At 69.5% G+C, this 26,738-nt stretch carries 25 protein-coding genes; 24 read left to right on the top strand and 1 reads right to left on the bottom strand.

What is annotated here, in order from left to right:
* From ACMATS_RS25160 to ACMATS_RS25090, 15 genes are all read left to right on the top strand, one after another.
* A complete protein-coding gene (locus ACMATS_RS25160; protein ID WP_414169161.1) occupies positions 1–990 on the top strand; it encodes a hypothetical protein in 990 nt (329 codons plus the stop codon).
* A gap of 408 nt (positions 991–1,398) precedes the next feature.
* Positions 1,399–1,872 carry an NUDIX domain-containing protein gene (locus ACMATS_RS25155; RefSeq protein ID WP_414169160.1) on the top strand — a complete coding sequence of 158 codons (474 nt, stop codon included), beginning with the start codon at positions 1,399–1,401 and terminating at the stop codon, positions 1,870–1,872.
* On the top strand, positions 1,865–3,823 hold the full coding sequence (locus tag ACMATS_RS25150; protein WP_414169159.1) for an NUDIX domain-containing protein: 1,959 nt from the start codon (positions 1,865–1,867) through the stop codon (positions 3,821–3,823). The genes ACMATS_RS25155 and ACMATS_RS25150 overlap by 8 nt, the downstream gene beginning before the upstream one ends.
* An 80-nt stretch (positions 3,824–3,903) precedes the next feature.
* Positions 3,904–4,395, top strand: coding sequence for an NUDIX domain-containing protein (locus ACMATS_RS25145; RefSeq protein WP_414169158.1), 492 nt, complete (start codon positions 3,904–3,906; stop codon positions 4,393–4,395).
* Between the two features lie 148 nt (positions 4,396–4,543).
* Positions 4,544–5,728: a protein-L-isoaspartate O-methyltransferase family protein gene (locus tag ACMATS_RS25140; protein WP_414169157.1), complete on the top strand. Its 1,185-nt coding sequence runs from the start codon at positions 4,544–4,546 to the stop codon at positions 5,726–5,728.
* On the top strand, positions 5,725–7,731 hold the full coding sequence (locus ACMATS_RS25135) for an ATP-binding cassette domain-containing protein (protein WP_414169156.1): 2,007 nt from the start codon (positions 5,725–5,727) through the stop codon (positions 7,729–7,731). Before ACMATS_RS25140 ends, ACMATS_RS25135 begins: the two co-directional genes overlap by 4 nt.
* On the top strand, positions 7,728–9,077 hold the full coding sequence (locus tag ACMATS_RS25130) for an MFS transporter (protein WP_414169155.1): 1,350 nt from the start codon (positions 7,728–7,730) through the stop codon (positions 9,075–9,077). Before ACMATS_RS25135 ends, ACMATS_RS25130 begins: the two co-directional genes overlap by 4 nt.
* 107 nt (positions 9,078–9,184) lie before the next feature.
* Entirely contained in the window at positions 9,185–11,479 is a 2,295-nt protein-coding gene (gene fxlM / locus ACMATS_RS25125; RefSeq protein ID WP_414169154.1) for a methyltransferase, FxLD system, read from the top strand.
* 171 nt (positions 11,480–11,650) lie between these two features.
* The gene (locus tag ACMATS_RS25120; RefSeq protein ID WP_414169153.1) at positions 11,651–12,730 is read left to right on the top strand and encodes an NUDIX hydrolase; all 1,080 of its coding nucleotides are present in this window, start codon (positions 11,651–11,653) and stop codon (positions 12,728–12,730) included.
* 58 nt (positions 12,731–12,788) lie between these two features.
* Positions 12,789–14,273, top strand: coding sequence for an NUDIX domain-containing protein (locus ACMATS_RS25115; protein WP_414169152.1), 1,485 nt, complete (start codon positions 12,789–12,791; stop codon positions 14,271–14,273).
* Between the two features lie 71 nt (positions 14,274–14,344).
* A complete protein-coding gene (locus ACMATS_RS25110) occupies positions 14,345–15,538 on the top strand; it encodes a M15 family metallopeptidase (RefSeq protein WP_414169151.1) in 1,194 nt (397 codons plus the stop codon).
* Between the two features lie 148 nt (positions 15,539–15,686).
* Positions 15,687–16,205, top strand: coding sequence for a GFA family protein (locus ACMATS_RS25105; RefSeq protein ID WP_414169150.1), 519 nt, complete (start codon positions 15,687–15,689; stop codon positions 16,203–16,205).
* A gap of 94 nt (positions 16,206–16,299) precedes the next feature.
* A complete protein-coding gene (locus ACMATS_RS25100) occupies positions 16,300–17,259 on the top strand; it encodes an endonuclease/exonuclease/phosphatase family protein (protein WP_414169149.1) in 960 nt (319 codons plus the stop codon).
* On the top strand, positions 17,259–17,900 hold the full coding sequence (locus ACMATS_RS25095; protein WP_414169148.1) for a 2'-5' RNA ligase family protein: 642 nt from the start codon (positions 17,259–17,261) through the stop codon (positions 17,898–17,900). Before ACMATS_RS25100 ends, ACMATS_RS25095 begins: the two co-directional genes overlap by 1 nt.
* 148 nt (positions 17,901–18,048) lie before the next feature.
* The gene (locus tag ACMATS_RS25090; RefSeq protein ID WP_414169147.1) at positions 18,049–18,888 is read left to right on the top strand and encodes a hypothetical protein; all 840 of its coding nucleotides are present in this window, start codon (positions 18,049–18,051) and stop codon (positions 18,886–18,888) included.
* Here the strand turns inward: ACMATS_RS25090 and ACMATS_RS25085 are convergent.
* Positions 18,876–19,226 carry a hypothetical protein gene (locus tag ACMATS_RS25085; protein ID WP_414169146.1) on the bottom strand — a complete coding sequence of 117 codons (351 nt, stop codon included), beginning with the start codon at positions 19,224–19,226 and terminating at the stop codon, positions 18,876–18,878. The two genes, ACMATS_RS25090 and ACMATS_RS25085, sit on opposite strands and share 13 nt — an antisense overlap.
* Between ACMATS_RS25085 and ACMATS_RS25080 the strand changes: the two genes are divergently transcribed.
* The 9 genes from ACMATS_RS25080 to ACMATS_RS25040 all read left to right on the top strand — a co-directional run bounded on the left by ACMATS_RS25080 (position 19,225) and on the right by ACMATS_RS25040 (position 26,714).
* Positions 19,225–19,746, top strand: a complete 522-nt coding sequence (locus ACMATS_RS25080; protein ID WP_414169145.1) for an NUDIX hydrolase — start codon at positions 19,225–19,227, stop codon at positions 19,744–19,746. The genes ACMATS_RS25085 and ACMATS_RS25080 overlap by 2 nt on opposite strands.
* A 608-nt stretch (positions 19,747–20,354) precedes the next feature.
* On the top strand, positions 20,355–20,756 hold the full coding sequence (locus tag ACMATS_RS25075) for a hypothetical protein (protein WP_414169144.1): 402 nt from the start codon (positions 20,355–20,357) through the stop codon (positions 20,754–20,756).
* A 431-nt stretch (positions 20,757–21,187) separates the two neighbouring features.
* Positions 21,188–21,622 (top strand): NUDIX hydrolase, encoded by a 435-nt coding sequence (locus ACMATS_RS25070; RefSeq protein WP_414169143.1) that lies wholly within the window; start codon positions 21,188–21,190, stop codon positions 21,620–21,622.
* Between the two features lie 36 nt (positions 21,623–21,658).
* Positions 21,659–23,554, top strand: a complete 1,896-nt coding sequence (locus tag ACMATS_RS25065) for a radical SAM protein (RefSeq protein ID WP_414169142.1) — start codon at positions 21,659–21,661, stop codon at positions 23,552–23,554.
* Complete coding sequence (locus ACMATS_RS25060) at positions 23,551–24,174, top strand: hypothetical protein (RefSeq protein WP_414169141.1); 624 nt, start codon at positions 23,551–23,553, stop codon at positions 24,172–24,174. The genes ACMATS_RS25065 and ACMATS_RS25060 overlap by 4 nt, the downstream gene beginning before the upstream one ends.
* Complete coding sequence (locus tag ACMATS_RS25055) at positions 24,171–24,902, top strand: hypothetical protein (RefSeq protein ID WP_414169140.1); 732 nt, start codon at positions 24,171–24,173, stop codon at positions 24,900–24,902. The genes ACMATS_RS25060 and ACMATS_RS25055 overlap by 4 nt, the downstream gene beginning before the upstream one ends.
* On the top strand, positions 24,899–25,543 hold the full coding sequence (locus ACMATS_RS25050; protein WP_414169139.1) for a hypothetical protein: 645 nt from the start codon (positions 24,899–24,901) through the stop codon (positions 25,541–25,543). Before ACMATS_RS25055 ends, ACMATS_RS25050 begins: the two co-directional genes overlap by 4 nt.
* A gap of 11 nt (positions 25,544–25,554) precedes the next feature.
* On the top strand, positions 25,555–26,451 hold the full coding sequence (locus ACMATS_RS25045) for a protein kinase domain-containing protein (protein ID WP_414169138.1): 897 nt from the start codon (positions 25,555–25,557) through the stop codon (positions 26,449–26,451).
* A gap of 29 nt (positions 26,452–26,480) precedes the next feature.
* Positions 26,481–26,714 carry a hypothetical protein gene (locus tag ACMATS_RS25040; protein ID WP_414169137.1) on the top strand — a complete coding sequence of 78 codons (234 nt, stop codon included), beginning with the start codon at positions 26,481–26,483 and terminating at the stop codon, positions 26,712–26,714.
* Positions 26,715–26,738 lie beyond the last annotated feature (24 nt).

Raw genomic sequence — 26,738 nt, 5'->3', positions numbered from 1 at the left:
GTGAAACCCCGCACCCTCGACCACACCGACACCCTTGAACTCCCCGTCACCGGCGACGGCCCGTTCAACGCCCTGCACACCTTCTGGAAGCCGTCCCACTACGCCACCGGCCTCGAAGCCCACACCCAGGCCCGCAGCTGGCGCACCTTCCGCATCGACGACCTCGTCATCGGTGTCCGGCTACGCGCCGAGGACCGCACGGTCATCGCCGACGTCTACACCGACGCGGACTTCAAGTCCGATCACCGTCAGCAGCTCGCCCGCCGACTGGTCTCCTCATACGGCCTGGACGAAGACCAGGCAGCGTTCACGGAACTCGCGGCACGTGTGCCCGCGATGCGCCAGGCGCTCACAGACTTGGGCGGGATGCGGCAGTCATGCCCCGAGGACCACTTCGAGATCGCCGTGATCGCCCTGCTGCTGCAGAACGTCACGATCGCCCGCACCACCCAGATGACCCGCAACCTGCTGGTCCACTACGGCCATCTCGTCCGCTTCGACGGGATCACGCTGCGGGCCTGGTTCACTCCAAACGAGATCGCCCATGTCCCGCCCGAGACGCTGAAGGAAAAGGACCGGCTGGGCTTTCGCGCAAAGAGCATGCCGCACTACGCGGCCTACTTCCGTGACCACAGCACTGAGGACCTCCAGGCCGCCGGAAACCTCATGGAGGCCGTCCAGGAAATCAAGGGAGTCGGGCCCTACACTGCCGCGGTAATCGCCTCCCACGCCTCACGCGACCCGGCCGTCTTCGGTATCGACGTGTGGAACCGCAAGATCCTCGCCCGCTGCCTCCTCGACGCAGACGACGCCGAACCGCAGACCGTCATGGCCCGCCTCAACGAGCTGTTCCCCGGCTACGCCGGCACCGCGGGCCTTTACCTCGTCGAGCACAGCTACCTCAGCCGGCCCGTCGCTCCACTGCTCGCCCCAGACCAACACGCCCTCGCCCGCTGGAACGCCTCCCTGGAGCAGGAGGCTTCTGCGTAAGCCGACACACCCCGCACAGAGAGCCGTGCAATCACTAGATCGTGTTCGTTTCTGGGTCGGACACCCATCTGCGTGATCGAACAGACGCCAAGGTCAGTCCACACGGGACCAATGCGCCACATTCGCACATTTACTCGAAAAATTCGCTCTCGGCACCCCCGAACGTGACCCGACCGAGGCCGTTAGTCCGAGCACCTGTCCGAGATTCGCGTCAACAGGAGGCGTCATGCGTTACGGCACGCACAGCACCCGGACTCAGCGGACCTTCGAACAGAGCTGTCCTGCCGGGCGACCTATGCGCCCCCTCCCTCCTCCCGGAACCCGGTTCGGAGGCAGGCCCGGCCCTGCTTCGAATGCTGCCGCAGGCGGAAGTGTTCGCCGAGGACGAGCACGTCTGGGGGCGCTGGCATGACCACGCCTGCCACGCCGTACACGAGCGTTGTCGATGTCCTGGTCCTGCTGTACCGGCAGGACGGCCGCGTCCTACTGCTGCGCCGGGCCGAACCGGAGTATCACGCCCAACTCACCATCGTCGGAGGGCACCTTGAAGATCACGAGTGGTACGACGAAGGTGCCTGCCGTGAGGTTCGTGAGGAGGTCGGCGTCCTCGTCGAACCCGAGGACCTCGAACTGAGCTGCACCGCGCATCTCCTCGCCCCGAGCGGGCAGCGTCGCCTCGCGCTGCTGTTCACGACGCAGTCCTGGACGGGCGAGCCGCGCAACTGCGAGCCGGATCGGCACACCGCGCTCGTGTGGGCCGATCCCGGGGAGCCGCCCACGGACGTCCACCCGTTCACGCGTGAGCTGCTGCGGCAGTTCGTCACCGGCTCACCGCGCGCCAACATCTGTGTCGCAGCCGATGAGGGGGTTCGGCATGAGTGACTTCCTCGATGCGCCTCGTGCGGATACGTCCTTGTCGCCGGCCGATCCGGACCTTGCCCGGTACCTGGCAACGCACCCCGCGCCCGTAGCCGCCGTGGATGCCTTGATCCGTGATGAGGCCGGCCGCCTGTTGATCGTCGATCCGGTCTACAAGGACGGCTGGGACCTGCCGGGAGGCATGCTCGGCGACGAAGGACCAGTCGAAGGGCTGCTGCGTGAAATCCATGAGGAGCTGGGACCGCTCCCCGCGCGCGTTGGTCGGCTCCTGGCGCTCGACACGGTCCCCAAGGATGTCTACGGCCGCACCTTGATCGCCTCCATCTACGCTGTGCACCTCAAACGCCCCGTTCACGCCGATGAGTTGCTGCTCCAGGACCAGGAGGTGCGCGCGGCGCAGTACGTACCCGTGCCAGAGGCCCTTGCCCGCTTCCCGGAGCAGCTGCGGCGAAGGGTGCGGGCCGCACTGGACGCCGAGGGCGGGTCGAGCACCGCGCATCTGCGAGACGGCGACCCAGTGAAGACCGACCAGCGTGATCACTACGCGTTGCTACCAGCGCCCTTGGTGTCGGCAACGGCCCTCGTCTTCGACCAGTTGGGCCGTGTCCTGGTCGTTGAGCACCCTTATGACCACGGCGATGGCGTCTTCTTCGGACTGCCCGGCGGCATGGTCCTGGCCCACGAGGGACCGCGGCAGGGTGCTGCCCGGGAGATCGCGGAGGAGCTGGGCCTGGACAACGTACCTGTGGGGCGGCTACTGGCCGTCGACCACGTGCCCGCGGACCGCTACGGCCGCACCGTGGTCCTGCACGTCTTCCACGTCGGGCCACTCACCGAGGAACAGATCGCCCGTCTCCACTTCGCCGACGGGGAGGTCAGCGCCGCGCACTGGCTTTCCCCCAGCGAGGCAGCCGAACGGCTTCCCCAACGTGTCGGTCGCCGCGTGACTGCTGGTGTGAAGGCCCTTCGCGCGGGCGGCGTCGCGCACCTGGAGGAAGGCGTACCCCACCGGGGGTCGCCAACGGGACTGACGCCGGCAGAGCGGGCTCGGCTGGAGCAGGACGGCGGTCTCGGGCCCGCGGATCACATTGCGGTACGGCCGAAGGCTCTGACCGCCTCCGCGGTGCTGTTCACGGATCCCGGCGGGCGAGTCCTGATCGTGCGCCCTGTCTACCGTAGCGACGGGCGGTGGCTGCTGCCCGGCGGCGCGATCGACTCGGATGCCGGTGAGACGCCGCGGCAGGCCGCAGTGCGCGAAGTCCAGGAGGAGTTGGGGATCAGCGTGCCGGTGGGACCGTTGCTGGCCACCGACTGGATCCGGAAGCAACACACAGCAGAGGTCGTCCACGTCTACGACGGCGGGGTGCTGTCCGCGCAGCAATTGGCCTCGATCCGGCTGCCCGAGCACGAACTGGCGCAATGGCGGCTTGTGGACAGCGACGACGACCTGCCCGGACTGCTGCCCGATGGCATCGCTCCCCGTATCCAGGCGTGCTTGGCAGCGCGCACCTCGGGCGCGGGTGCGGTGGAGTTGGTCAACGGCCGCGCGCTGGCCGAAGGGGCGGTCGCCATCGTCTACCGGCCGACCAGTGGTGAGTTGCTGCTCCACGAGCGTGACGAGCAGGCGCCCTGCTGGCCGGGGTTCTGGTCATTGCTCGGGGGTGCGCTGGAGGACGCGGAGTTTCCCGAGGAGGCCGTGGTCCGTGAGCTGTGGGAGGAGGCAGGGCTACGCGTCAGCGAGCCCCGCTTGGTCGATCGGGTGTGGGACCTCAGCGGCTCACAGCAGCTGATCAGCGTCTTCGCCGCGCCGTTCGACGGCGCTCCGGAGGACCTGGTCCTCGGTGAGGGCCGTCAGCTGCGATTCGTGCCCGCGCAGGAGCTGGGCGGCTACCGGATGCCGCCGTACCTGCGGGCCGTCGTCGACCGCTGGCTGCAACGGGGCGCTTCCACGTAGACGAGCCGGCCACGAACCGCGCGTGGTTCGTGGCCGACCTGACTACAGCCTCCCGGATTCCGCCTCGTGAAGGAGAACTGATGGCAACCACCTTGAACTTGATCGGCTCCCACCTGCTGTTCGAGCGCAACGACGAGGTTCTGCTCGGCCTGCGAGGCCCTGACGCGCAGTTCGCACCTGACACCTGGCACTTTCCGGCTGGGTGCTGCGAGCACGAGTCGGTCAAGCAGTGCGCCGTCCGCGAGGCCGAGGAGGAACTCGGTCTCCTCCTCGCCCCCGAACACCTTGACCTGGTGCACACCGTGCATCTCTTGGACCCCGACAATCCCCGGCCGCTCATGGAGCTGATCTTCCGGGTGACGTGCTGGAGGGGCGAGCCACAGCTGATGGAGCCGGACAAATGCAGCGCATGGGCCTGGTGGCCGAAGGCCGCGCTGCCCCTGCCGATCGTTCCGTACGCCAAGGCCGCGCTCGAAGGCATCGCCGCCGGCAGCACGTACACCGAACTCGGCTGGCCCGACGGACGCCCGCTGTCGCACCGCACGGCACTGACGACGCCGAAGGAGTCCTGAACGAACCTCACCCTCGCCAGTCACTCACCCGACCTGCTCGTTGGAGGCCCGCATGCACCAGCCCACGCCCGCCGCTGCCCACACCGCGACGTCTCCTCCCCCTCCTGTGCCCCAGGAGCATCCCCAGGCCACCCACGCTCGTCAGGAGATGGTCACTCGACTGGAAGCGGCCCAGCCTTTGAACCCGACCGTCCGCGAAGCTCTGCTCGCTCTGCGCTTGGACGTGCTGATTCCCCGGGCCTACGTCCGTCAGGTGCCCGACGATGTCGAACCGGGCGTGTGGAAGCTGCTCGATGGCTCGCATCCGCAGGACCTCGACGAGTGGATCAAAGTGCTGTACGGCGGCGACAGCATCCGCGTCCAGCACGACGGTGAGCGTCTGGACCGACAGCGGCGTGGCATGGTGACTGGCGGGCGGATGACATCCATGTCCAGCGTGATGCGGATGACCGCCGCCTTCCTTACCGAACTACAGCCTGAGCGTGGACAGTCCTTCCTTGATCTCGGCAGCGGTGCCGGGGTCACGGGGATGCTGGCCTGTCTGATCTGTGGGTCGGAGCGGGTGGTGCTCGTGGACCGGGACCCGCATCTGGTCCAAGCGGTTCTCGAACGCCTGGAGTTGCTCGGCCTCCGGCCCCGCGCCATCGTCGGGGATGGCTATCTCGGGGCGCCTGGCCTTGGCCCCTACCACAGAGTGCTGTCCGGCTTTGCAGTCGAAGCCCTCCCCATGGAGTGGCTGGATCAACTGGCCGCTGGTGGTCGGCTGTTGACTACGATCACGACCCGGTCGCCGAGCTGGCCGGGGTGCGCCGTGGTGGAGAAGACTCCGAAGGGGCGGGTGGAGGCCACGTTGCGTGGGGTGCGCAGCGGTCATCGCCCCGCGTACGGGTTGCAGTGGTTAAGCGTGCTCGCACACCGTGAGCGGATCGCAGCCGAGTCCGGCACGTCCCGGAGCACGATGCTGGCTCCGCCAGAGAACGGTGCTTACGGCTTTTGGCTCGCCCTCGATCATCTCGCCCCTGGGCTGGTGCGGGACTACCAGGCCGAGCACCTGACCCTCGTCGCCCCCGACGAGGACTCATGGGTTGTCGTGCGCCCTGCGGCAGACGGCGGTTGGACGGCCGAGTCCGTCGGCGTACGGCCGATCTGGGCCGAAGTCGAGGAGGTCCATGCGCGGTGGGTGGAGGCGGGCAAGCCGTCCTCGTATCGTCTGGACGTCGCGGCCGACGGGGCCCAGCACGTCACCTCCGACACGGGCAGTGGCTCGTTGAAATGGGCGCTGCCGACCCGTACCCAGGCCGAGGTCCCGTCACCGGCTGAGGAGCGCGCATGAGTGCTCCTCTCAACTCGAGCCCCACCGACGAAACACCGGCCGGAGTGCCTCGTCCCCGCGAGAAATCCCTCGGCCTACCGCCGGCCTCTCTCGAAACGGACATCGACGGCGACATCACCGGTGACCTGAAGGAGGCGTACTGGTCCGTATACGACGGTGCGGCGGCCAGCGCTACAGTCGGGCAGATTCTGGGCCGGCTGCCACGGATCGTCCGCCAAGTGGGCCGCCTGGCCTGGGCAACCGACCGGTGGGCCACCGTGCGGCTGGTCGTGATGCAGCTGGCCTCGGCGGCCATGCTCGCCTTCGGCCTGGTGGCCACCGTGGGCGTCGTCCAACATGTCGTGGCCGCGGGACCCACCCCGGACCGGATCCGGGCCGCCGCCCCGCAGCTCGTGGTCGTCGTAGTGGTGCTCTCGATCCGGGCGCTGCTGGAGTACGGGGTCTCGGTGGCCCAGGCCCGGCTGACACCCAAGATCCGCACCGCGCTGGAGCGGGAGTTTCTGGAGTTGACCGCGCACGTCCGCCTGGAGGTGGTGGACAACGCCGATTGGCACGACGAGGCGTACAGAGCCCGCGACCGGGGCCTGTTCTATGCCCGGCAGATCGTTGGCCAGATCATCACCTTGGCGTCTTCGCTGCTGGGCTTGGTCGGCACGGCCGGCGTCATCACCGTGCTCCATCCGCTACTGATCGCGCTGCTGCCGCTGTCCGTGCTGCCGGTCGGGGCCGCCGCTGTCTCCGCAGCCCGCGCCCGGTTTCACAGCTTCAAACGGTGGAACGCCCTCCAGCGCCGGGTGAACGTCTTCTCCTGGCTGCTGTTGGACCGGGACTCGGCGGCCGAACTGCGCTCCGACACCGCGCAACACGCCCTGCTGGCCGAGCATCACCGGCTCTCCGAGCACATCGCGGACGAGGACACGCGCCTGGGTCTCAGCTCCGCCCGCCTGTCCTTGATCGGCCAGGCCGTGGGCGGGATCGGCACCGGCATCACCTACGTCGCACTGTGCGCCATGTTGATCAACGAGTGGCTGCCGCTGGCCGCCGGGGCGGGCGCGGTGCTGGCCATCCAGAGCAGCCGCTCATCGATGACCCAGGCCGTCCAGGTCGCCCACCTCGTCTACGAACACGCCATGTGGGTCGATGACCTGCTGCGTTTCCAGGACAAGTGCCGCAAGCTGCTGCCCCGGCGCACCGGCCTGACAGCACCGGCCGCCGTCAAGGAGATCCAGCTCCGCGACGTCTCCTACACCTATCCGGGGTCCGAGACCTCCGCGCTGGACGGGGTGTCGATGACGCTCCGGGCAGGGACCACCGTCGCGTTCGTCGGCCTCAACGGCTCCGGCAAGAGCACCGCCTCCCGCCTGATCGCCGGTCTGCACGACCCCAGCAAGGGGGTGATCCTCTGGGACGGTGTCGACGTGATGGACATGGACAGCGAGTCCGTGCAGTCCCAGGTCGCCACCGTGCTTCAGGACCCCGTTCATTTCCCCTTCCCGGCTCTGGCGAACCTCACTGTCTCCCGCGGCACGTTGACCGAGGCGATCCCCGAACGGGCGCTGGCCGCCGCACGGGCCTCTGGCGCCGAGGCCGTCATCGCTTCACTGCCGAGCACCTGGCGAGCGGTGCTGTCCAAGCGCTTCCGCGACGGACAAGAGTTGTCGGGCGGCCAGTGGGCGAAGATCGCGGTCGGCCGGGGCCTGTACAAGGAGGCCCCCGTACTGTTGCTGGACGAGCCCACGGCCAGCATGGACCCCAAGGCCGAGCACGCGGTGTACCAGGCCGTGCTACGTGGTGAACACCGCGCCGACCGGATCACCGTGCTGATCTCCCACCGCCTCGCGTCCGTCGTCGACTGCCACATGATCTACGTGTTCGACCAGGGCCGAATCATCGAATCCGGCACGCACCACGAACTCATGAAGCTGGGCGGCGAATACGCCTCGATGTTCGCCCTCCAAGCCGCCGGCTACCTCGCCAGCGCGCCCGAGACGGAGGTGCGATGACAGCCTCCGCATCGCAAGGCCAGACGCCCTCCCCGAGTGATCAGCCCCAACACAACGGCGGGAAGGCATCCGCGCCAGCCGAACAGAACAGCGGCTTGTGGCGGCACCGCTCCTTCCGCCTCTACTTGCTCGGGGAATCCGCCAGTGTGGCCGGTAGCTCCGTAAGCAGCGTGGCCATTCCCTACCTGGCCGTGGTCGAACTCCACGCGACCACCGGCCAGGTCTCGCTGATCACATTCCTCGCCCAGGTGCCCAACGTGGTGTTCGCGCTCCACGTGGGCGCTCTGGCGGACCACCGTCGCAAGCGCCCCCTGATGATCTACGGGGACCTTGTATGCGTCGCGGCCCTGACCACGCTGCCTTTCGCCGCGGCCTTCGACATGCTGAGCCTGTACCAGCTGATGGGCGTCGCCTTCGTCCAAGCCACCGCCGCCCTCGTCCACGACGCCGCGGCCATCAGCTACTTGCCGAGCCTGCTGGACCGCTCCTTGATCCAGCAGGGCAACAGCCGGATCGGCGCCGTCTTCTCGCTGGCGACCACCGCCGGCAGCACCTTCGGGGCGTTCCTCGTCGGCGTTCTGGGCGCCGCCCGCGCGGTGACCGCCGACGCCCTGTCCTACGCGGTCAGCGCGTGGTGCATCGCCCGCATCCCCGATACGGAGTCGCCGCCCGCCCAGCGCGATCGCCAGCAGTTCGCCGAGATCCGCGAGGGCCTGCGCTACGTGTTCGCCGATCCCACGTTGCGCACGCTCACGATCACCAACGCGGTGATCAGTTTCGCGCTGGGCATCATGAACACGGTCTGGGCCTTGTACCTGCTGCGCGAACTGCGCTTCGGGTCGACCGCCTTCGGCGCCGCAATGGGCGTGGCGGCCTGCGGCAGCTTCGCAGGAGCGCTCCTCGCCCCACGCCTGACCCGGGCATTCGGTCCCGGCGCGATGATGCTCGCGGCCTTGGTGCTGCTGCCCCTCACACAGCTCCCGCTGCTGATGGCCGCTCCCGGCCTCGGCGGGCAACTCATGATCACAGCCGCCCTGGCCGTACAGCTCTTCTGCTCCGCCGCTGCCGGCACCACGCAGCGATCGATCCGACAGGTCATCACCGACGAGCACATGCAGGCCCGGATGCAGGCGGTGAGCACCTGGCTCACCTCCGGATCACGACCACTGGCCGCCGCCGTGGCCGGTGTCACCGGCTCCCTGTGGGGTGTGTGGTGGGCCCTGGTCGTCGGCGCCGTCTTCCTGACAGCGCCACCGGTCCTCTTCCTTCTGTCCTCCGTGCGCACGCTCAAGACGATGCCGCAAGCCGCCCTCGGGCTCGGCCCCCGGGCGGAGGAGGCAACGTGAACACACAACGACCCCGAAGTCGTCGAGCGCGGTCGGCGGACCCTGCGCCGCTTCCATCGCACCCAGCGCGCCTGACCATCCCCCTTCGACCGTAAGGAGCAGCCTCGGTGGGATACACGCAGCAGGACGAATGGCACGACCACTACGCCCGCGGCGAGAGCTTCCGGGCCCTGACCGACACCGAACGCGCCGTACTGGATACCGTCCTGCGCCCGCAGGGCCCCGCCGTCGCGTTGGACGTGGGCTGCGGCCTGGGTGAACTCGCCCTTTATCTCCACGAGCTGGGGTATGTGGTCGACGCCGTCGACTACGCGGAGGCGGCCATCGAACGAGCCGCCGCTCAGGCCCCGGAGGGCGTCGCCGTGCGCTTCCTGAAGCACGACATCGAACACGACAACCTCGCCGCCCTGCCACACGACGCGTACGACCTGATCATCTTTCGCCTGAGCTATGCCTTCCTCCGCGACCGCACCTGGCTGTCGAACCGCCTGCGTGAGCATCTCCGCCCCGGCGGCAGGATCTGCATCATCACGCCGCTCACGAGCGCCCTCCCCGCAGACCGGCATGACATTGCCCTCGACGAAGAGGAGATCGCCCTCGTCACAGCCGGCTGGACAACGGCCAACCGGTTCGACGCCGACGGCATGGCCGTGCTGGTGCTCCAGGAGCCCACCACGACGCCGTTGTCCTTCGCCGACAAGCGGCGCCCTACGCCGCAGGGCCTCATCGGCGCGGGTGTCGTGGTCACCGACGAGCAGGGCCGCGTGCTGCTGGGCCGGTCCGTACGCGGAGTCTGGGAACTCCCAGGTGGCAAGCCCCACCCAGGCGAGTCCTTCGAGCAGGCAGCCGTACGCGAGCTGGCCGAAGAGACCAGCCTGCAAGCCTCACCGGACGACGCCCAGGTGCTCGCTGTCCTGATGGACACCACGCACGACATCCCGCGCCTCACCGCCGCCGTCCGCGTCACAGCGCACCAGGGCACCCCGACCGTGACCGAACCCCACCTGTTCCGCCGCTGGGAATGGCACTGGCCTGCCGACGTCCCTGCCCTCGCCGGCACACTGTTCACCCCGAGCGCACACGTCCTGGACATCGCCTGGCCCGGCCTCATCCGGGACCTGCCGCCCGTGCACCGCACCCTCGCCCGCCAGCCCGTGGCGCCAGAGGCCCCCGAGCGGGTGCGCGAGAGTCACCAGCTGCGCCAGAAGATGACCGACCAACTGATCGACCAGGGCTACATCAACGACACCTCCGTCGAGACGGCCTTCCGGCGTGTACGTCGCCACCTCTTCCTCCCCGGCGTCGACCTGGAGACCGTATACGCCGCGGCCGACGCAGTCGTCCCCACCAAGCACAACCGCAACGGCAAGGCCACCAGCACGGTTTCGGCGCCTTGGTTGCAGGCCGTCATGCTCCGCGAGGCCGCCCTCCGCGCCGGCGACACCGCGCTGGAGATCGGCTCCAACGGCCCCAACGCAGCCCTCATGCAGGAAGTTGTCGGCCCCGACGGTCGGATCATCACGATGGACATCGATCCGTTCGTCGTCGAGCGCACGGCACGGTTCCTGCCCGCCGCCGGGTACGACCGGGTGTGTGTCGTGTTGGGCGACGGCGAGCACGGTGCTCCCGGCTTCACCGACAACGGCTCCCTCGACGCGATCATCGTGACCGCCCAGGCCCCCGACATCCCGCCGGTCTGGATCGCCTCGCTCGTTGAGGGCGGGCGCCTCGTGGTCCCACTGACCATCCACGGGTACAGCTGGGCCATCGCCTTCGAGAAGCGCGGCCATGAGCTGGTCAGCCGCTCCTACACGGTGTGCGGGTTCGTCCCTATGCAAGGTGCCGGAGCGCAGGTGGAAGACGTCACGTCCCTGCGCGGCGGCGAAATCCGCGTGCGGTTCCCCGAGGGCGGAACGGCGGAAGCCGAGCAGCTCACACGGGCCCTTGAAGCACCGCGGCTCGAACGCCGGACCGGTGTCACGATGCCCGGCAACACCCCCTTCGACAAGCTCATGCTGTGGCTCGCCACCACGATCGACGGCTTCTGCCGCCTGGCCGTCGACCCGGAACTCGACACCGGGGTCGTCCAGCGCGCCAAGGGCTGGGACGCGGCAGCAGTGGTCCGAGACAACTCCCTTGCCCGCCTGCTCCTCCAGCAGACCGGCCCTTCCACATGGGAGTGGTGCATCCACGCCTACGGACCGGCCGCCGAACAACTGACTGAGGAGATGACGCAGCAGGTCATCGCCTGGGACCGCGACCACCACATCCGCGACGCTCCCCGCTTGACGGTCCGTTCCCGCCTCGGCGGCGACACCGAAGAGAAGGGCGCCCGCACCCTCATGAAGCGGCACGCCCGCCTCGACTTCGACTGGACGCGCCCGCACCGCACAAGCCTCTAATGCTGAAGCCGCGTCTCGGGAGCGGCGACGCCGGATGAACGACGGTGCCTACTGATCACGCTCGCCCCCCGTGCTGCACGTTCCCCCGTCCACCGCTGCGAAAGGCAGAGACCCGTGCCCTCTCCCGTATCTCCTTCGGATCACGTCGCACCGCGTGCCGCTTTGCCCGCAGTGCAGTACGCCGCATCCCGGCACGCGGCGTGGCTCGGCGCTGCCGCGATCATCACCGACGAGGTCGGCCGGGTCCTGCTGGTGCACCCCACCTACCGCAAGGACGACTCGTGGCTGCTACCCGGGGGCGTCGTCGAAGCCGGCGAACACCCGCACGTCACCTGCCAGCGCGAGATCACCGAGGAACTGGGCCTGGATCTGCCCCTGTCGGCCGTGCTCGCCGTCCACTCCTTCTCCCCGCACCACGCCGACCTTCAGCCCGGCACGGCCTGCCCCGGCGAGGTCCGGTTCGTCTTCGACGCAGGGACCCTCGCCCCCGACCAGGTGGAGGCGATCCGCCTGCCGCACGAGGAGCTGTCCGAGTACGCCTTCCTGGAGACCCGGGACGCGGTACAGAAGCTGCGCCCCGTAGACGGGCAGATCATGCTCGCCGCCTACCGTGCCCGGCTCGGGAACACCGCCACCGCCCACCTCGCCGACGGCCGGCACATCCTCAACGTCCCGGCCCTGGACCGGCACGACGTCCACGTTCGCTACCGGCCCTTGTGGGACAACCCCCTCCACCGCGCCCCCGTCCCCGAGCAGCTGCCCGTGCAACAAGCCTGGGCGTGGTGCTTCGTCCCCGACGGCCGCGTCGTCGTCGTGGCCGACCCCGGCCCGCGGGGGGCGCTGCCGATGCTGCCCGGCGGCACCGTGGAGAGCACCGACGCGACGCCCGAGGACACCCTGCACCGCGAAGCCGCCGAGGAAGCCCAGCTCACCCTGGCCGATCCGGTGCGACTGGGCTGGGTGCTGGATGAGACCGGCGAGGTCTACGGCGGCGTGGGGCCCAACGCGAGGCTCCGCCTGGCCGCCCAAGTCACCGCCATCGGCCCGGCGGCCGTAGACCCCGCCACCGGCCACCCCTTCGCCCGCCTGCTCGCCGCTCCCTCCCAGGCAGCTGCCCTGCTGGGCTGGGGCCCGCCTGGAGCCCGGCAAGCCCAACTCGCAGCGGACACGGCGCACGACCGGTGGGGCCTGCCCACCGCTCGCCCCTCCGCCGTCGAAGAGATCCCGGCGGAGGGGATGCGGCTGAGCTGACGCGAACGACCCGCCCCGCCTTGACTCCTCCCGCTCCACGCCCCTCTGAGGTAGCCCCATGCCGTTGTCGCACGACCACATCCGCACCACCGTTGACGCCTACCTCGCTCGCCACCCTCACGAGCGCGCACAGCTCGGCGCCCTCCTGGTCGCCCTCGACCGGACCGGCGGCGACATCGCCAGCCGCTCCACCTTCACCGGGCACGTCACCTGCGCCGCGATCGTCGTCGACCAGCTCGGCCGCGTCCTGCACGTGCTGCACCTGGCGAGCGGGAAGGTCCTCCCTCCCGGCGGACACACCGAGCCCTCCGACGAGTCCCTGGCAGCAGCGGCGCTGCGGGAGCTGCATGAGGAGACCGGGATCCCGCCGCAGGCCGTCACGCCGTGGCCCGGCTACGAGACCGTGCCACTGGACATCGGCATCCACGACATGGACGCTCGCCCGAGCAAGGGCGAACCCGGACACGCCCACTTCGACCTCCGGTTCCTCTTCCGTATGCACGACGCCACCGAGGTACCGGTGGTGCTACAGGCGGAAGAGGTCGGTGGCAGCGAGTGGCTTCCCGTGGACCGGGTGGCCTCCCCGACCCTTCGCGAGAAGCTGCTCAAGCTCCCGCTGGCAGCCGAACTGGAGACGGCCAACGCCTCGGCTCTGATCTACAACGACCGCGGCGAGTACCTGCTCCACCTGCGCGACTACCTCCCCGGCCAGATCTGGGAGCCGGGCATGTGGTCCCTGCTGGGCGGCGGCCGAGAGTCCCAGGACGCCACCCTGGAGCACACCGTGCGGCGCGAACTGGCCGAGGAAGCCGGCCTCGACATCGACGACTTGAGCCCGTTCGCCACCGAGTGTGTCTCCCACGACGACGGCGCTACCGTGCCCATCGCCATCTATGCTGGCCGCTGGAACGGCGACCCCCGCGAACTCCACCTGACGGAAGGGGTGATGCTTGCCTGGGTCACCCCCTCAGACCTCCACCGGCTCCGTATCGCTGACACCACCAGCGACCTCGTCCGGCGCCACGCCGCCAGCCTCCCGGCCGGTACCGTGCCGCAGAGTGGGCTCGCACCGCAGGAGGAGCGCCGGACTTCGCCGCACGGCACGGTCCTCAACGTCATCGGCGTCCACCTCTACCTGGAGCGGCCCGACGGGACGGTGCTGCTCGGGTTGCGCCACCGCAACTCCGTGTTTGCGCCGTCCACTTGGCACGTCCTGGCCGGTCACTGTGAGCAGGAAAACGCCATCTCCTGCCTGATCAGGGAGGCATGGGAAGAAGCCGGCCTCCACATCGAACGCCAGGACGTCGAACTCGTCCACGTCGTCCACCACATCGACAAGGCCGGGGACCGGCCTCGCATGGGCCTGTTCTTCCGCGTCCGCGCCTGGAGCGGCGAGCCGCAGCTGTGCGAGCCGGACAAGTGCACCGAGTGGAGATTCTGGGACCCTGCCGCACTCCCCGACGACCTCGTCGACTACACCCGGGTGGCCATCGAGAAGATCCAGAACGGGGAGCTGTACAGCGAGACGGGCTGGCCCGCATGACCCGCGCACCGAGCGGCGCACCGTGTCGCGGGTCCGCTGGAACTGCGGCCGGACGTCCGGACACCCGCCTCGTGGTGATCCGCGGCAACTCGGCGTCAGGCAAGTCAAGCGTGGCCCAGGGCCTGCGTGATCACTACGGCCGCGGTATCGCGATCGTGGGCCAGGACGTGATCCGCCGGAACGTGCTCAGGGAACACGACACCGCGCGCGGCGCCAACATCGCTCTGCTGGGCAGGATCGCACGCGAAGCACTGAACGCCGGCTTTCACGTCGTGCTCGAAGGGATCCTGTACGCCGATCGCTACAGCCACATGATCACCTCTCTGGTACGGGACCACCGCGGTGTCTCCTGTTGCTACTACCTGCACGTGCCGCTGGAGACGACGTTGCTCCGGCACGCGTCGAAGGCGGATGCCGCGTACCTGGAGCAAGTCACCGACACCCACCTCGCCTCCTGGTACCGCGAGATGGATCTGCTGCCCAGCGGGCTGGAGACCGTGATCCCGGCCGACAGCACGCTGCAGGACACCGTCGTGCGGATCCTGCGCGAAACCGATCTGGTCCCGGCCTCCCCCGTCCCACTACCGCAGTGCAAGCCGTCACAGGGAGACTCGATGAACCCTCTGGTGTTGATGTCCGATCCGCGGGTCGCCGCGGTCCCGGTGCGCGAGTGCGGGGAGCCCCTCGTCGACGTACGTGACCACGACTTCCGGGTCGATCCCCGCAAGCAAGATCCGCTGGGCGCGTTCGCCCACGTTCGCGAGGGCGTCCTGGCCCGGCTGGAGCACGCCCGCTCGCTCCTGCCCGCCGGCACCGACCTGCTGTTCATCGAGGGTTACCGGCCACTGGCCCTCCAGCAGCGCTACTTCACCGAGTACCGGGACGAGCTGGCCGCCGCTCACTCCGACTGGACAGCTGAGCAGCTGCACCAGGCCGCCAGCCGGTACGTGTCGCCGCCGGAGATCGTGCCCCACTCCGCAGGTGCGGCGGTGGACGTCACCCTCGTCGACCAGGACGGCCACGAACTCGACCTCGGCACCCGTGTCAATGCCTCCCCGGAGGAGAGTGACGGGGCCTGCTTCACGCACGCCCCGCACCTCAGCGATCAGGCGCGTCACCACCGCACGCTGCTGCTCAACGTCATGGAGAACGCGGGCTTTACGAACTATGGGACCGAGTTCTGGCACTTCTCGGTAGCGGACCGGTACGACGCGCTGATGCGGCAGGAGCCGCACGCGCGCTACGGACCGATCGAACTGCCCTAACGCACCGGCAACCCTTCGCGCCGAGCAGCAGCGCACTCCCATGAGCTGGCGCACCGTGTGGCGACTGACCAAGGTCGGCCGGCCCCCCGTCATCTGAGCCCTGACCAACCGCCGGCCAACCCGGCAGTCGAAGTCGAAAGAGGAGACCATGTCCACTGCACCCCACCCGTCCGGACGTGACCACCTCACCGATCCCACCGACTTGAGCGGCCGTTCGGACGGCGATGCGGCGCCGTTCGTCGGCACGGCGGAGTCGAAGCCTGCTGTGCGGACGGGGCGCTGCTTGTGCGGCGACACCGTGTACGAGGTGGATGGCGATCCGGATGACCCGCATCTGTGCTCGTGCCAGCACGAGACGCGCATCTCCGGTGGCCCTGCTGTCCTGTGGGTCGGTTTCCGCAAGGACGGGCTGAGGTGGGTGGGGCCGGGCGGCGAGCCGACGTGGTACTCAAGCTGGCCGACCTTGCACCGCGGCTTCTGCCCGCGTTGTGGAAGCCAGCTCGTCTCGGTCGCCGACGACTCGGGCATGATCATGGTCACCGGGTTCAGCCTCGATGACCGCAGCGGCACCGATCCTGTAGGGCATTCGTATCGCGCAGAGGCTGCGCCGTGGATGGACGTCACCCTCGCCCCCGATCCGCGCGGCCCGCAGCCCGAAGCAACGTGACCATGAGTAAAACGCAGAGGCTGAATCACTGCCGTCGCTCTGGACGCACCCACCGTCCGATCGTGAATCGTAGTTGAGTACGTAGGAGTTGAACGTGTCGCGGAAAATTCGGATCGCCAATCTCAACGCATACAAGCTCACCCTCGCCGCCCGAAGCACCAGTTCCTGGAAAGCACGCGTCACAGCCATCCAGGAGATAGCGCCGGACATTCTCGCTCTGCAGGAAGTCGTGATCGACGAGAACGCCACCGCGCGCGACGACTGGGAGAACGACGCCTCCTCACTCATCCAGGACCTGGCCGAACAGTGCGGCCTGAGCGCCTCCGTCGGGGCAAGCGCCGGCCACCCGCACGGCACGGCCATGGCCGCGAACTGGCACCGACCGTGGTGGACCGCGCTGATGTGGAACCCCGAGTCCGTCGGACTGGTCGAGGGGTCGTACCGCCCCTTCGGCGCACCCGACTACTGGCACGGCTGCACCACAGCCCGCTTCGACGTCGGCGCCAAGGAGCCGATCCTCGTGGCCAGCTACCACGGGGACCCCTTCCGCCCCGACTTCCGGTACGACGAGTCGCTCCGCTTGAAGGGCACCTTCCGCCGGACGGGCGGCGTCAAGCCCGGCTTCGCGCTCGGGGACTTCAACTCGATCTCCGCCGCCAAGGTCGATGACGGCCATGGTGGCCTCTGGTATTACGACGACGAGCCCTATACCGCGATGGACCACGACGACCTGGAGTTCCAGGTACAGGCCGGCACGATCGGCACGACTCAGCTCGCGGACCGCCGGCCGACCGAGACCTTGCTACGCAAGGGCTACATGGTCGATGCCGCTGCCCACCTCGGTGCTCCGTGGGAGCCGACGGCGGGGCACTGGGCGGACGGCCAGGGTGACCCCGACCCATGGGGACCCAGGCGCATCGACCTGATCCTCGCCAGCCGCTCCGTCGCCCCCGCGCTGACCGGATACCGGGCCCACAGGAGCCCGGCAGCCGAAGCAGCGTCGGACCATCTGCCGGTCTTTGCAGACTTCGACCCCAGCAAAGTGGAGGCGTAATGAGGGACTTCTGGGCCACCCATCACTGGCCGGAGGGCGAACGGCGTGCCCACTGGCATCTGCTCTTCGACGACCAGCCGGCGGTGCGGGACTTCGCCCGCGCCCATGCCGAGATCCTCAGCCGTCACCCGGAGCTGAACCCGGTGCCCGTCGAGTGGCTGCACTCGACGCTCCAGTCCGTCGGCCCGCTTACGCCCGACCAGGCCGCGGCCATCGCGGCAGCCGCGCGGTCGGTGTTGCGTGCCATCGAACCGTTCGAGCTTGAGATCGGCCCTGCCCAGGCCATCCACAACGGTGTCGTCCCCGCGGTCTACCCCGAGGAACGGATCTCTGCTCTCTTCTGGGCTCTGCGGCGTGCCACCGAGAGCGTCATCGGCGCCGAGGCGATGCCCAAGGCCCCGGAGGTCTTCTGGCCGCACATGAGCCTGGCGTACAGCGGCGCCGAATGGGACCACGACGAACTCTCGCGGGCCCTGGTGAAACTCCGGCCGTCTCGTGCCCGGATGAGGGTGACCCGAGCCGTCCTTGTCGACCAGCAGCAGACGTGGCGCGACAGATACACGTGGACAGTCCTTGCCGAAGCGCCGCTCGGCGGTGCCGAGACGCCCGCAGCCGCGCCGGAAAGGAGGGAGCCGGCGTGAGGAAGTCCGTCCCGCGCCATCACCGCAGAGACCACGGCTGCGGCGGCCGGCGCGCTCGCAGCGCCCATGGCCCGCAGCCGGCGATGGCGGTGAGCCCGCCGGTGTCGGGCTCGGCACACTGCAGCGAGGACTTGGTACGTTCGGGCGCATGACGCTGCGTTCGGTGGATCTGCGCAAAGAGCCCGTAGAAGCCGTACTGGACCGTGTGGAGCGGTCACTGGGGGTGCACCTGGATCACGACACCGTGGTGCGTAAGCGCCGTTCTGTGGGGGCACGCACGGACCGTAGTACGTGGGTGCGCGTCGAACGGCGCGGGCTCGACCGGATCGGGGCCCAGGGCGGCGACGGCACCGCGTCCGCCGCAGCTCTGCACGGGATCGCCAAGCCGGTCTGGTTCGCCGGTGTCGCGTGGCGGGACGAGGCGGAGCCGGTGATGTGGCTGGCGGACGAGACAGGACTCCTGCCGGGCACACCAGTGAGCAGCGCCGTGGCGGCGGAGGACCCCCAGCTGTCCGAGGAGTGGTGGGCCTCGCTGAGTGCCTCGCTGGACGCCCTCGCCGCGCAGAGCACCAATCGGATCGCGACACCGGATACCGAAACCCTCACACAGGAACTGGTCACGGCAACGATCCACAGCGTCTTCCCCGGCGTCGATACGGCAGTCACCGACTGGTGTCCAGCCCATGCGGATCTCAACTGGGCGAACGTGACATCACCGGTGTTCTGCGCACTCGACTGGGAGGACTGGGGCATGGCCCCGCGCGGTCTGGACGCCGCAAGCCTGTGGGGGGCCTCCCTCGCTGTCCCGGCACTGGCCGACCGCGTCCGCAGCGAGCGGCGCAACGATCTGGAGAGCCGGGACGGCAAGCTGATGACGCTGTTCGTCGCCGCGAAGATCCTCGGTCCCTACGCTGGCCCAGAGGACCCCCGCCTGGTCCCCGCGCGGAAGACGGCAGAGCAGGTGCTGCAGGAACTTCAGGTGAGCTGACGGGCCTTGAGGAGCTGCCGGTACTCCCGGACCACGTTCTCGTCTACCTCGTACGTCAGGGCATCGGTCAGCTCCCGCAGGTGGTCGACGCTGTCGGTACCGACCGCGACCGCATCGACTGGGGGTAGGCCGTAGGAGGAGCGGAATGCGGCCTGGGCCTTCGTGACCGACGTGGAACCCCGCAGGAAAACCGTCGGGTCGAAGCGCTGCCACACGTCCTGGGCTGCACTTCCACCGAAGGGGCTCATGTCCCAGACCTGCGGCGGGCGCCATCGCGTCGCCAGGGCCTCGGCTGCTTCCAGGACGTCGATGCCGACCAGCAGTCCCGCCCGGACCATGAGGACATCAGGGCGCGGCACGTCCCAGACCGGGGCCGCCTCGGACGAGGAGCGCCGCCCGGCCTGCCCGCACGGCACGGTCCTTAACGTCATCGGCGTCCACCTCTACCTGGAGCGGCCCGACGGAACGGTGCTGCTCGGACTACGCCACCCCAACTCCGCGTTCGCGCCCTCCACCTGGCACGTCCTGGCCGGCCACTGCGAGCAGGAGAGCGCCATCACGTGCCTGATCAGAGAGGCACGTGAGGAGGCCGGCCTGCAGATCCAGCCGCAGGACATCGAACTCGTCCACATCGTCCACCACATCGACCGCACCGGGGACCGACCCCGCATGGGCCTCTTCTTCCGCGCCCGGACCTGGACCGGCGAGCCCGAACTCCGCGAGCCGGACAAGTGCACCCAGTGGAAATTCTGGGACCCGGCCGCACTGCCCGACGACCTCGTCCCCTACACCCGAGTTGCCATCGAGGGATCCGCGCCGGCCGCCTCTACTATGGCCTCTCGGAATCCACCGCGATGAACTACGTCGCCACCGCCCACCCCGAGAAGTTCACCACCGAGCCCATCATCCCGTAGGGGCTCTCGGGACGCTGCGTGCGGCCAGTGACAGTGCCGAAACGTCTCCGGTGTCCGGCGCGACCCCGGAGGCCCCGGTCTGCGGGACTGCAGCCGTCAACTCCCCTTCTGTGGCGTGACGGTGACCTGATCCCGCTGTTGTGAGCAGGATCACAGGTACGGTCAGCACGTGGTTTCCAAAGGACGGCACCAAAACGCGGATGTGGCGAGTGCGCTTGATCGCGCCAAGCGGGCTGGCTGCACAGTCGTGCCAGACAAGAATGGTCACCGATGGGGATGGGTCGTCTGCTGCTCGTGCGGAGCGCGCCTTGCAGTGTCCGGCACTCCCAAGAACCCCGGTAACGAGGCGAAGAAGATCGACCGCTTCGTCAAAGCCCACACGCATTAGGGAGGTACGAAGTGGAGTGGAATTTCAGCATCCTTCTCAAGCAGCCACTCACCCGTGAGCAGGCTGACGCATTCGATCACTGCGATGCCCTCGCGGACGGGGCCATCTCTTACACGCTCGCCCCAGAAGATCCTGACGCTCACCCGAAGTCCGCGGACTCAGCCATGCTGCGGGAGCTGGCCTGCGATATCGAGGCCCCGACCCTCCTGGACGCTGTCGCCGAAGCCGTACAACGCATCCGGCTCATCGACGGGCTCCAAGCTGTAGGCGCCACCCTGCCCGACACCGTGACACTCGACGAAGCCGCTCAGCGCAGCGGACACAGCGCGCAGTCGCTGGCTCAGCTGTCCCAGGACCAGCGCTTCCCCGAACCCGAATCCGGTGAAGGGACGGTGCTCTACTCCTGGGACCGGGTCGCCGCATTCCTGCGGGACGTCGGCGACCCGGTCCCCGACGTCCCGCAGGACCTGGTGATCGCGGAACAGGCACTCCGCCTCGTCAACGCCCTCGAAGGCGCGGACGTCTCCCCCGGGACGCTCAGGGCCCTGGGGCTGCCGATCGCCTGATCCCCTTATAACGGGGCGAACGTTAGCTAATGCGGCACTGACGCGCTTCCAGCGGTGAAGGACCCCCCACCCCCGCCGGCGCGGAAGGCGCCGGGGCCTGTACCTGCTGTCCGCCCTCGTCGATGAGCTGGAGACCCAGCCACTCTTACGCGGGAAACAGGTCTGGTTCCGGCTCAGCAATACCGCTGGCGGTGCCATCGAGGAGGGACGGTGCTGACCGCCCGGAGGCTGTCCAGCCTCGCCTCATCTCGCCTGTCCCGCAAGCCAGTTCGACCATTTTCGGGCTGTCGGGACGTCCGGTCGCACGGCCTAGACTCAAGGTCGTTTGCCCGGTGTCAGCTGCCCGTCACCAGGAGGTGCACGCGGCTGTGCGCCATGCCCTCGGGCGCCGAGTGCGCGTCCGGTTCCGACGTATGAAGAGGGGTGTTCCCGTGCCCGAGAAGGTCACTAAGGACAAGGTGCTGTGCTACGTCGTGCGCGACGGAAGGCTGCTGGTGTTCCGGCACACCGACTACAGCTACGAAGAGGTCGGCATCCAGGTCCCGGCCGGCAGCATCCGCGACGGCGAGACGCCGGAGGCCGCGGCCCTGCGCGAGGCCCGCGAGGAAACCGGTCTGAAGGACTTCAAGCTCGTGCGCAAGCTCGGCGAGACCGAGTACGACATCAGCCCTTACCGGTTCGAGCTCCAGCGCCGCCACGTCTTCCACCTGGAGCTGACCGAGCCCACCCCGGAGCGGTGGATGAGCCAGGAGGACCACGACGGGGAGCAGGAGCCCACGCACTTCGAGTGCTTCTGGATCCCGCTGGAGGCCGCCCACATCCTCCAGTCCGGCCAGGGCGCCCTGCTGGGACGCCTGTACGACTGATCCCTATCCGGTCACTGCCACCCCGGGAGGCAGCCGATGTACCGCACCACCGAACAGCACGAGCACGATCCGATCGCCCGGCTGTACCGCGGCCTGGATGCCGAGGACACCGCCAGCGCCGTATCGGTGATCTTGAAGTTACGCGGTGAGACCTGCGACATCGACTGCCTGTATTGCTACGAGAAGCGCAAGGAGGCCCCGGGAGGAGCCCGGATCGACGCCGGCCAGGTGCGCCGGCTCGCAGAGCTCTTCCAGGGGCGTCCGCTCGCCGTCGAACTCCACGGCGGTGAACCGCTGACCGCCGGACACGACCACGTCACCGAGGTCCTGCGTGAACTGGCCGCCCAGCCCAGCGTGGTCCGCGTCTCGCTCCAGACCAACGGCGTGCTGCTTGACGAGGAGTGGCTGGACCTCTTCGACGCCCTCTACCCGGGCCTTCAGATCGGGATCTCCCTGGACGGCGACGCGGCTGGCAACGCCTGGCGGGTCGGCTACGACGGGAAGCCTGTCTACCCGCGCGTCGCCGCGGCCCTGCGGCTGCTGGCCGAACGCGGCCGGAAGACCGGCGTGATCGCCGCCGTCACCCCCGCCGTGCTCGGCCGCGCCGAAGCAGTCCTGGACCACCTTGCCGACTTCGAGGCGGTCAACGCCGTCAGCTTCGTGCCCTGCTTCGACACCTCCGTCCACCAGCCCACCGTCGCCCCGGGGCGACGCCTTTCCGCAAGCCGACAGCTCCAGCGCGCCGCCGTGCGCGGCCCCGGCGGGCCGGCCTGGGCGATCAGGCCGGACGAGTACGCCGAGTTCGTACTCGCCGCCACCGTCCATTGGATCAGCGCCGGGCACTTCGCCCGTATGAAGCTGGAACCGGCCGTGTCCACCATCCGGCGCCTGCGCGGACTGGACACCGGCTTCTGCCACTTCTCCAACCTCAAGTGCGATCACGTCTTCACGCTCTACCCTGACGGCCGGCTCGGCAGCTGCGACGAACTACCCTGGCCACAGGCCCAGCTCACCCGTCTCGGCCAGGTCACCGATCAGAGCGCGGTCGCCTCGGCGCAGCGGCGGCTGCCGCTGCTGAACCAGGGCAAAGCCTTGATGGAGCAGTGCACCACCTGCGCGTACCGGTCGGCGTGCGGCGGCGGCTGCGTGGCCACCCGCTGGCGCTACGACAAGGCCGGGAACCAGGACGCCTACTGCGACTACCGGATACGGATGATTGACGGTATCGCCGCACTCCTCGCCCAGCCCGCCCATCCCGAAGGCGCCTGGTGCCGCACGATGCGCTGGCGCCCCCGCACGCCGAACAGCATGCGCGACGTCGCGGCCTTCCTCGCCTGCTGGAACCGCACCGACGCACCCCGCACGCCGATGCGACTGGAAACCAGCGCGCACGGCAACATCAACACCGTCGGCCTGCCCGGCGTCCACGAGGCCGACGACTTGGACCCGGCGCACCCCCAGTGGCAGGAGGCGATCGAGCCCGGGGTCCGCCCCGTGGTCGACGCCGTCACCCGCGCGTGGGGCCTGGTCACGTACGACAGCTGCCAGGGCCACCCCTATACCGGCCTTGACTTGGCGCCCGCTGAACGGCGGGTCGGCATCCTCCCCCGCGACCCTGACGAGTACGCCCAGGCCGCCGCGGCTCTGTGCCGCGCGGTCACCACGGTGGCCACCGATCTGCCCGCCACGGTGCAGGTGACCGTCGGGCGTGCGGAACTGACGTGCGAGGCCACCGGAGGCACGACTCCCGTGCTCGACCTGGCCCTGCGGCCGGCCCCCGGGCACGGCTGGACGGCGTACTTCGAGACCGTGGACGCCGCCACGGAGATCGTCGCATATGCACTGCGCGATCAGCGCCCCACTGCGGGCGGCGGGTGCCACTGCCCGGTGCCGCGGACCGCCGCACGCACGGCAGGGGGGGTGTCGGCGTGAGCAGCGCCACAGACGCGCTGACGATCCACCAGTTACTGGGACGGATCGTGTACTTCCATGCTCTGTTCATCGAACCGGCACTCATTGCCAGCCCTTCGCCCGGGCCGGGCCCGGTGTGCTGCAACCATGGCGCCGCCCCCGGCCGCCGTACCGCCGACGAGCTGTTGCCGGACTCCGCCTGGGCGTCCCTCGTCGAGGTCGCCGCCACCTTCCCGGCCTATCACCAGCCGTGCCCGAAGACCGTCGGCTCGTGCTGCGCCACCTGTCGCATCGCCGCCGCAGCCGCAGCGGTTGGGGCCGGCTGGGCGCAGACCGAGTGCCGCAGCTACCGGCAGGCCAGCCCCGCGGAAACGCTCCTGCGTGACTGCGGACGCGCGGCGGCGGCCCGGCTCGGGCGGGTCTTCGCCGCCCAGCACGCGGCCCCGTGCCCGGCGCTGGACCAGCTCACCGTGCCCGGCTCCCTGCCCGGCGCGGAGGAGCTGCCGCTGACCGGCGAGCTGCTGGCCCTGTGGGCCGACCCAACCGCCACCACCGGCAGCCCCGTGGCCAGTTGGCTCAATCACTGCACCGGCCTGGACGACGTCCGCCGCGTGCTGGAAACGAGGAGGATCGGCTCGTGATCCACATCGCCGAGACCGTCACGATGGGCAGCGTCGAAGGGTTCCTCGACGTCGAGGAGCGGACCCGGCTCGCCACCGTGATGAACGGCTTCCTCACCGACGACGAGCGCGCCCGCTTCGGTGAGGAACGCACCACCTCCATCCACGAGATCCCCGGTCACTCCCACGAGCAGGCGATGGCCGTGTACGAGCCGGCCGGACGGGTGGAGATACCCAAGATCCCGGACGAGGCCGAGGAACTGCTCCAGCGCGCCTTCGACCACGCCCGCCCGGCCCTGTCCCGCGTCATGCCGTCGATCACCGCCTGCCGGCCGTGGACCTACGTCGAGTACGGGCCCGGCCAGCACATCACCGGCCACCTCGACGGCATCGCCCCTGACCCGCTCGCCTGGCCGAGGCAGATCGCCGGAATCAGCGTAGTGATCCGCCCGGCGGAGGCAGGCGGAGCCTTCTACGTCGAGAGTTCCTCCAGCGACCGCCTGTGGAGCACCCGCCTGGACGATGGCACCGAAGACGGCTACGCGGACGGCATGTGGCTGACCCACGACGGGGCCGACCACTCTGCCGACTGGTTCGCGCAGATGCCCCGCACCCGCTGGAGCGTGAGCCCCGCCCCGGGCACCGCCCTGCTGTACGGATCTCAGCTCACCCATGGAACCGAGCCCGTACTGCGCGGCCGGGTCGCAAAGTTCATCAGCTGGCTGATCGCCGAGAAACACGAGGGGTGAGCGGCATGCTGCTGGCGCTGGAGGGCATCGCCGGAGCGGGGAAGAGCACGCTGCGCGACCGGCTCCTGGCCGCAGCCGCGGCCGAAGACATCCATCTCGGTCACATCGGCCAGTTCTCGTGGCTGTCGCTCGGGGCCACCCGCACCATCATCGGATTGCGGGCCGGCCGCCCCGCAGACAGCGTCGCGACGGCGGTGGCCACCGTACGCCGCGATCTGGAACTCCATGCCCGTCACAACCTCGCCCCCGCCCTGTCCCTGGGCGCGGTGGTCGCCGACCGGCTCACTCTGTCAACCGCCTGTCTGCTGGCGCTGCTACACGACCGTCCGGTAGCCGACTACGTCCACCGCCTGGCCGAGGTGACGTCCGCGCGGGCGGAGCTGACCGCCCTGCTGACCACCCCGCCCGAGCTGTGCCACACCCGGCTCTCTGGCCGGGCCACATCGCGCCGCTTCGGCGAGGACCCGCCGACCGCCACCCGGCTCGCCGACCTGTACGAGCAAGCCGCCACCGCCTGGACCGACGCGACCGGTCTGCCCGTGCTGCGGCACCCGTGCACCTCCGAGCCCGACCTCGATCTGCTGGCAGCCGCCTGCCTGGACCGGCTTCGTCAAGCCGCCCCGCACGCGGCGCGAATATGAGGAGCCGCACCATGCGCCTGCATCCCCTGCACCCGGCCGCCTGGGTCCTGGACCGGATCCGCGACGCCGGGTGGCACGTGCACGACCTGCTCGTCTTCACCCGCGCCAGCACCCTGGTGCTCGCCAGCCGCGACGACGCACCCCCGGTGGTCCTCAAGGCCGGCTTCGGCAGCAACCACGTCCTGGCCGAGCTCGACGAGCACACCCGCCGGGCCGCCTACGGCTTCTACTGGTACGCGGAGATGACGGAAGCCGAACGGGCCCTGGCCCGCGAGGACTTCCGACACGAGGTCGCCATCACCCGCGCCGCCGCGGGCGCGGAGCACGTCGTGCCGCTGCTGGAGGAAGGCACCACCGACCGGTTCGACTGGTACACGATGCCCTACTGCTCCGGCGGAAATTTCCGCCCCCTCCTCACCACCGGCCCCGCCAGAGACCGCCACGAGACGGCAACCGGGCTGGGCATCCTGGCCGACGTCGCCGAGGGACTGCGCCTCCTGCATGAGCGCGGGATCGTGCACCGCGACGTGTACCAGGAGAACATCCTAATCTCGGACGGCGTCGGGCTGATCACCGACCTCGGAGCCGCCCGCCGCACCGACACCCCGCGCGGGCCCGCTGCCCGGGGCCCCGAAGTGCACTGGCCCCCGGAGTACGCGGCCTCCTACGACCGTGCCACGCCAGCCGCCGACGTTTTCAGCCTCGCGGTCCTGGTCTACCGCTTCCTGTGCGCGGACATCCCCCGCCACGGCCACTCCCGGCTCGACGCCGCCCCCGCCAGCCTCCGCCCGGCGATCTCTGCGGCCCTCACCCCCGCGCCGCAGGACCGGCCCGCGATGGGCGAGCTCCGCGACGCCCTCCGCCAAGCAGCCACCCCGGCCACCGCGCTGGCCCAGCGCGGTCGCTGAAACCCGCTGTCCGTCCGAAGGAGACCACGGTGCCCACCGCCCGCTCGCCGCCGCTCCTCGGGTTCCAGAAGGTGCACGGCCCCAACACCCCCGTTTTGGAAAGGACGAGCACGCTCATGGACAACGACCGGATCAGCGACTTCCTCGCCGCCGTGGACGACCTGCGCGGCGACGACGAGAGCGTCCGCACCACCGCCCACACCTCCAGCGTCTCCGCCGAGGGCTGGCCGACCACCGAGGCCCCCGCGGGCACCGACGCCTGAGCGCCGCGCACCCCACCGGCGGCA

This window comes from Streptoverticillium reticulum, assembly GCF_047456005.1.
Taxonomy (GTDB): domain Bacteria; phylum Actinomycetota; class Actinomycetes; order Streptomycetales; family Streptomycetaceae; genus Streptomyces; species Streptomyces reticulum.
This window is presented reverse-complemented; position numbering and strand designations above follow the sequence as displayed.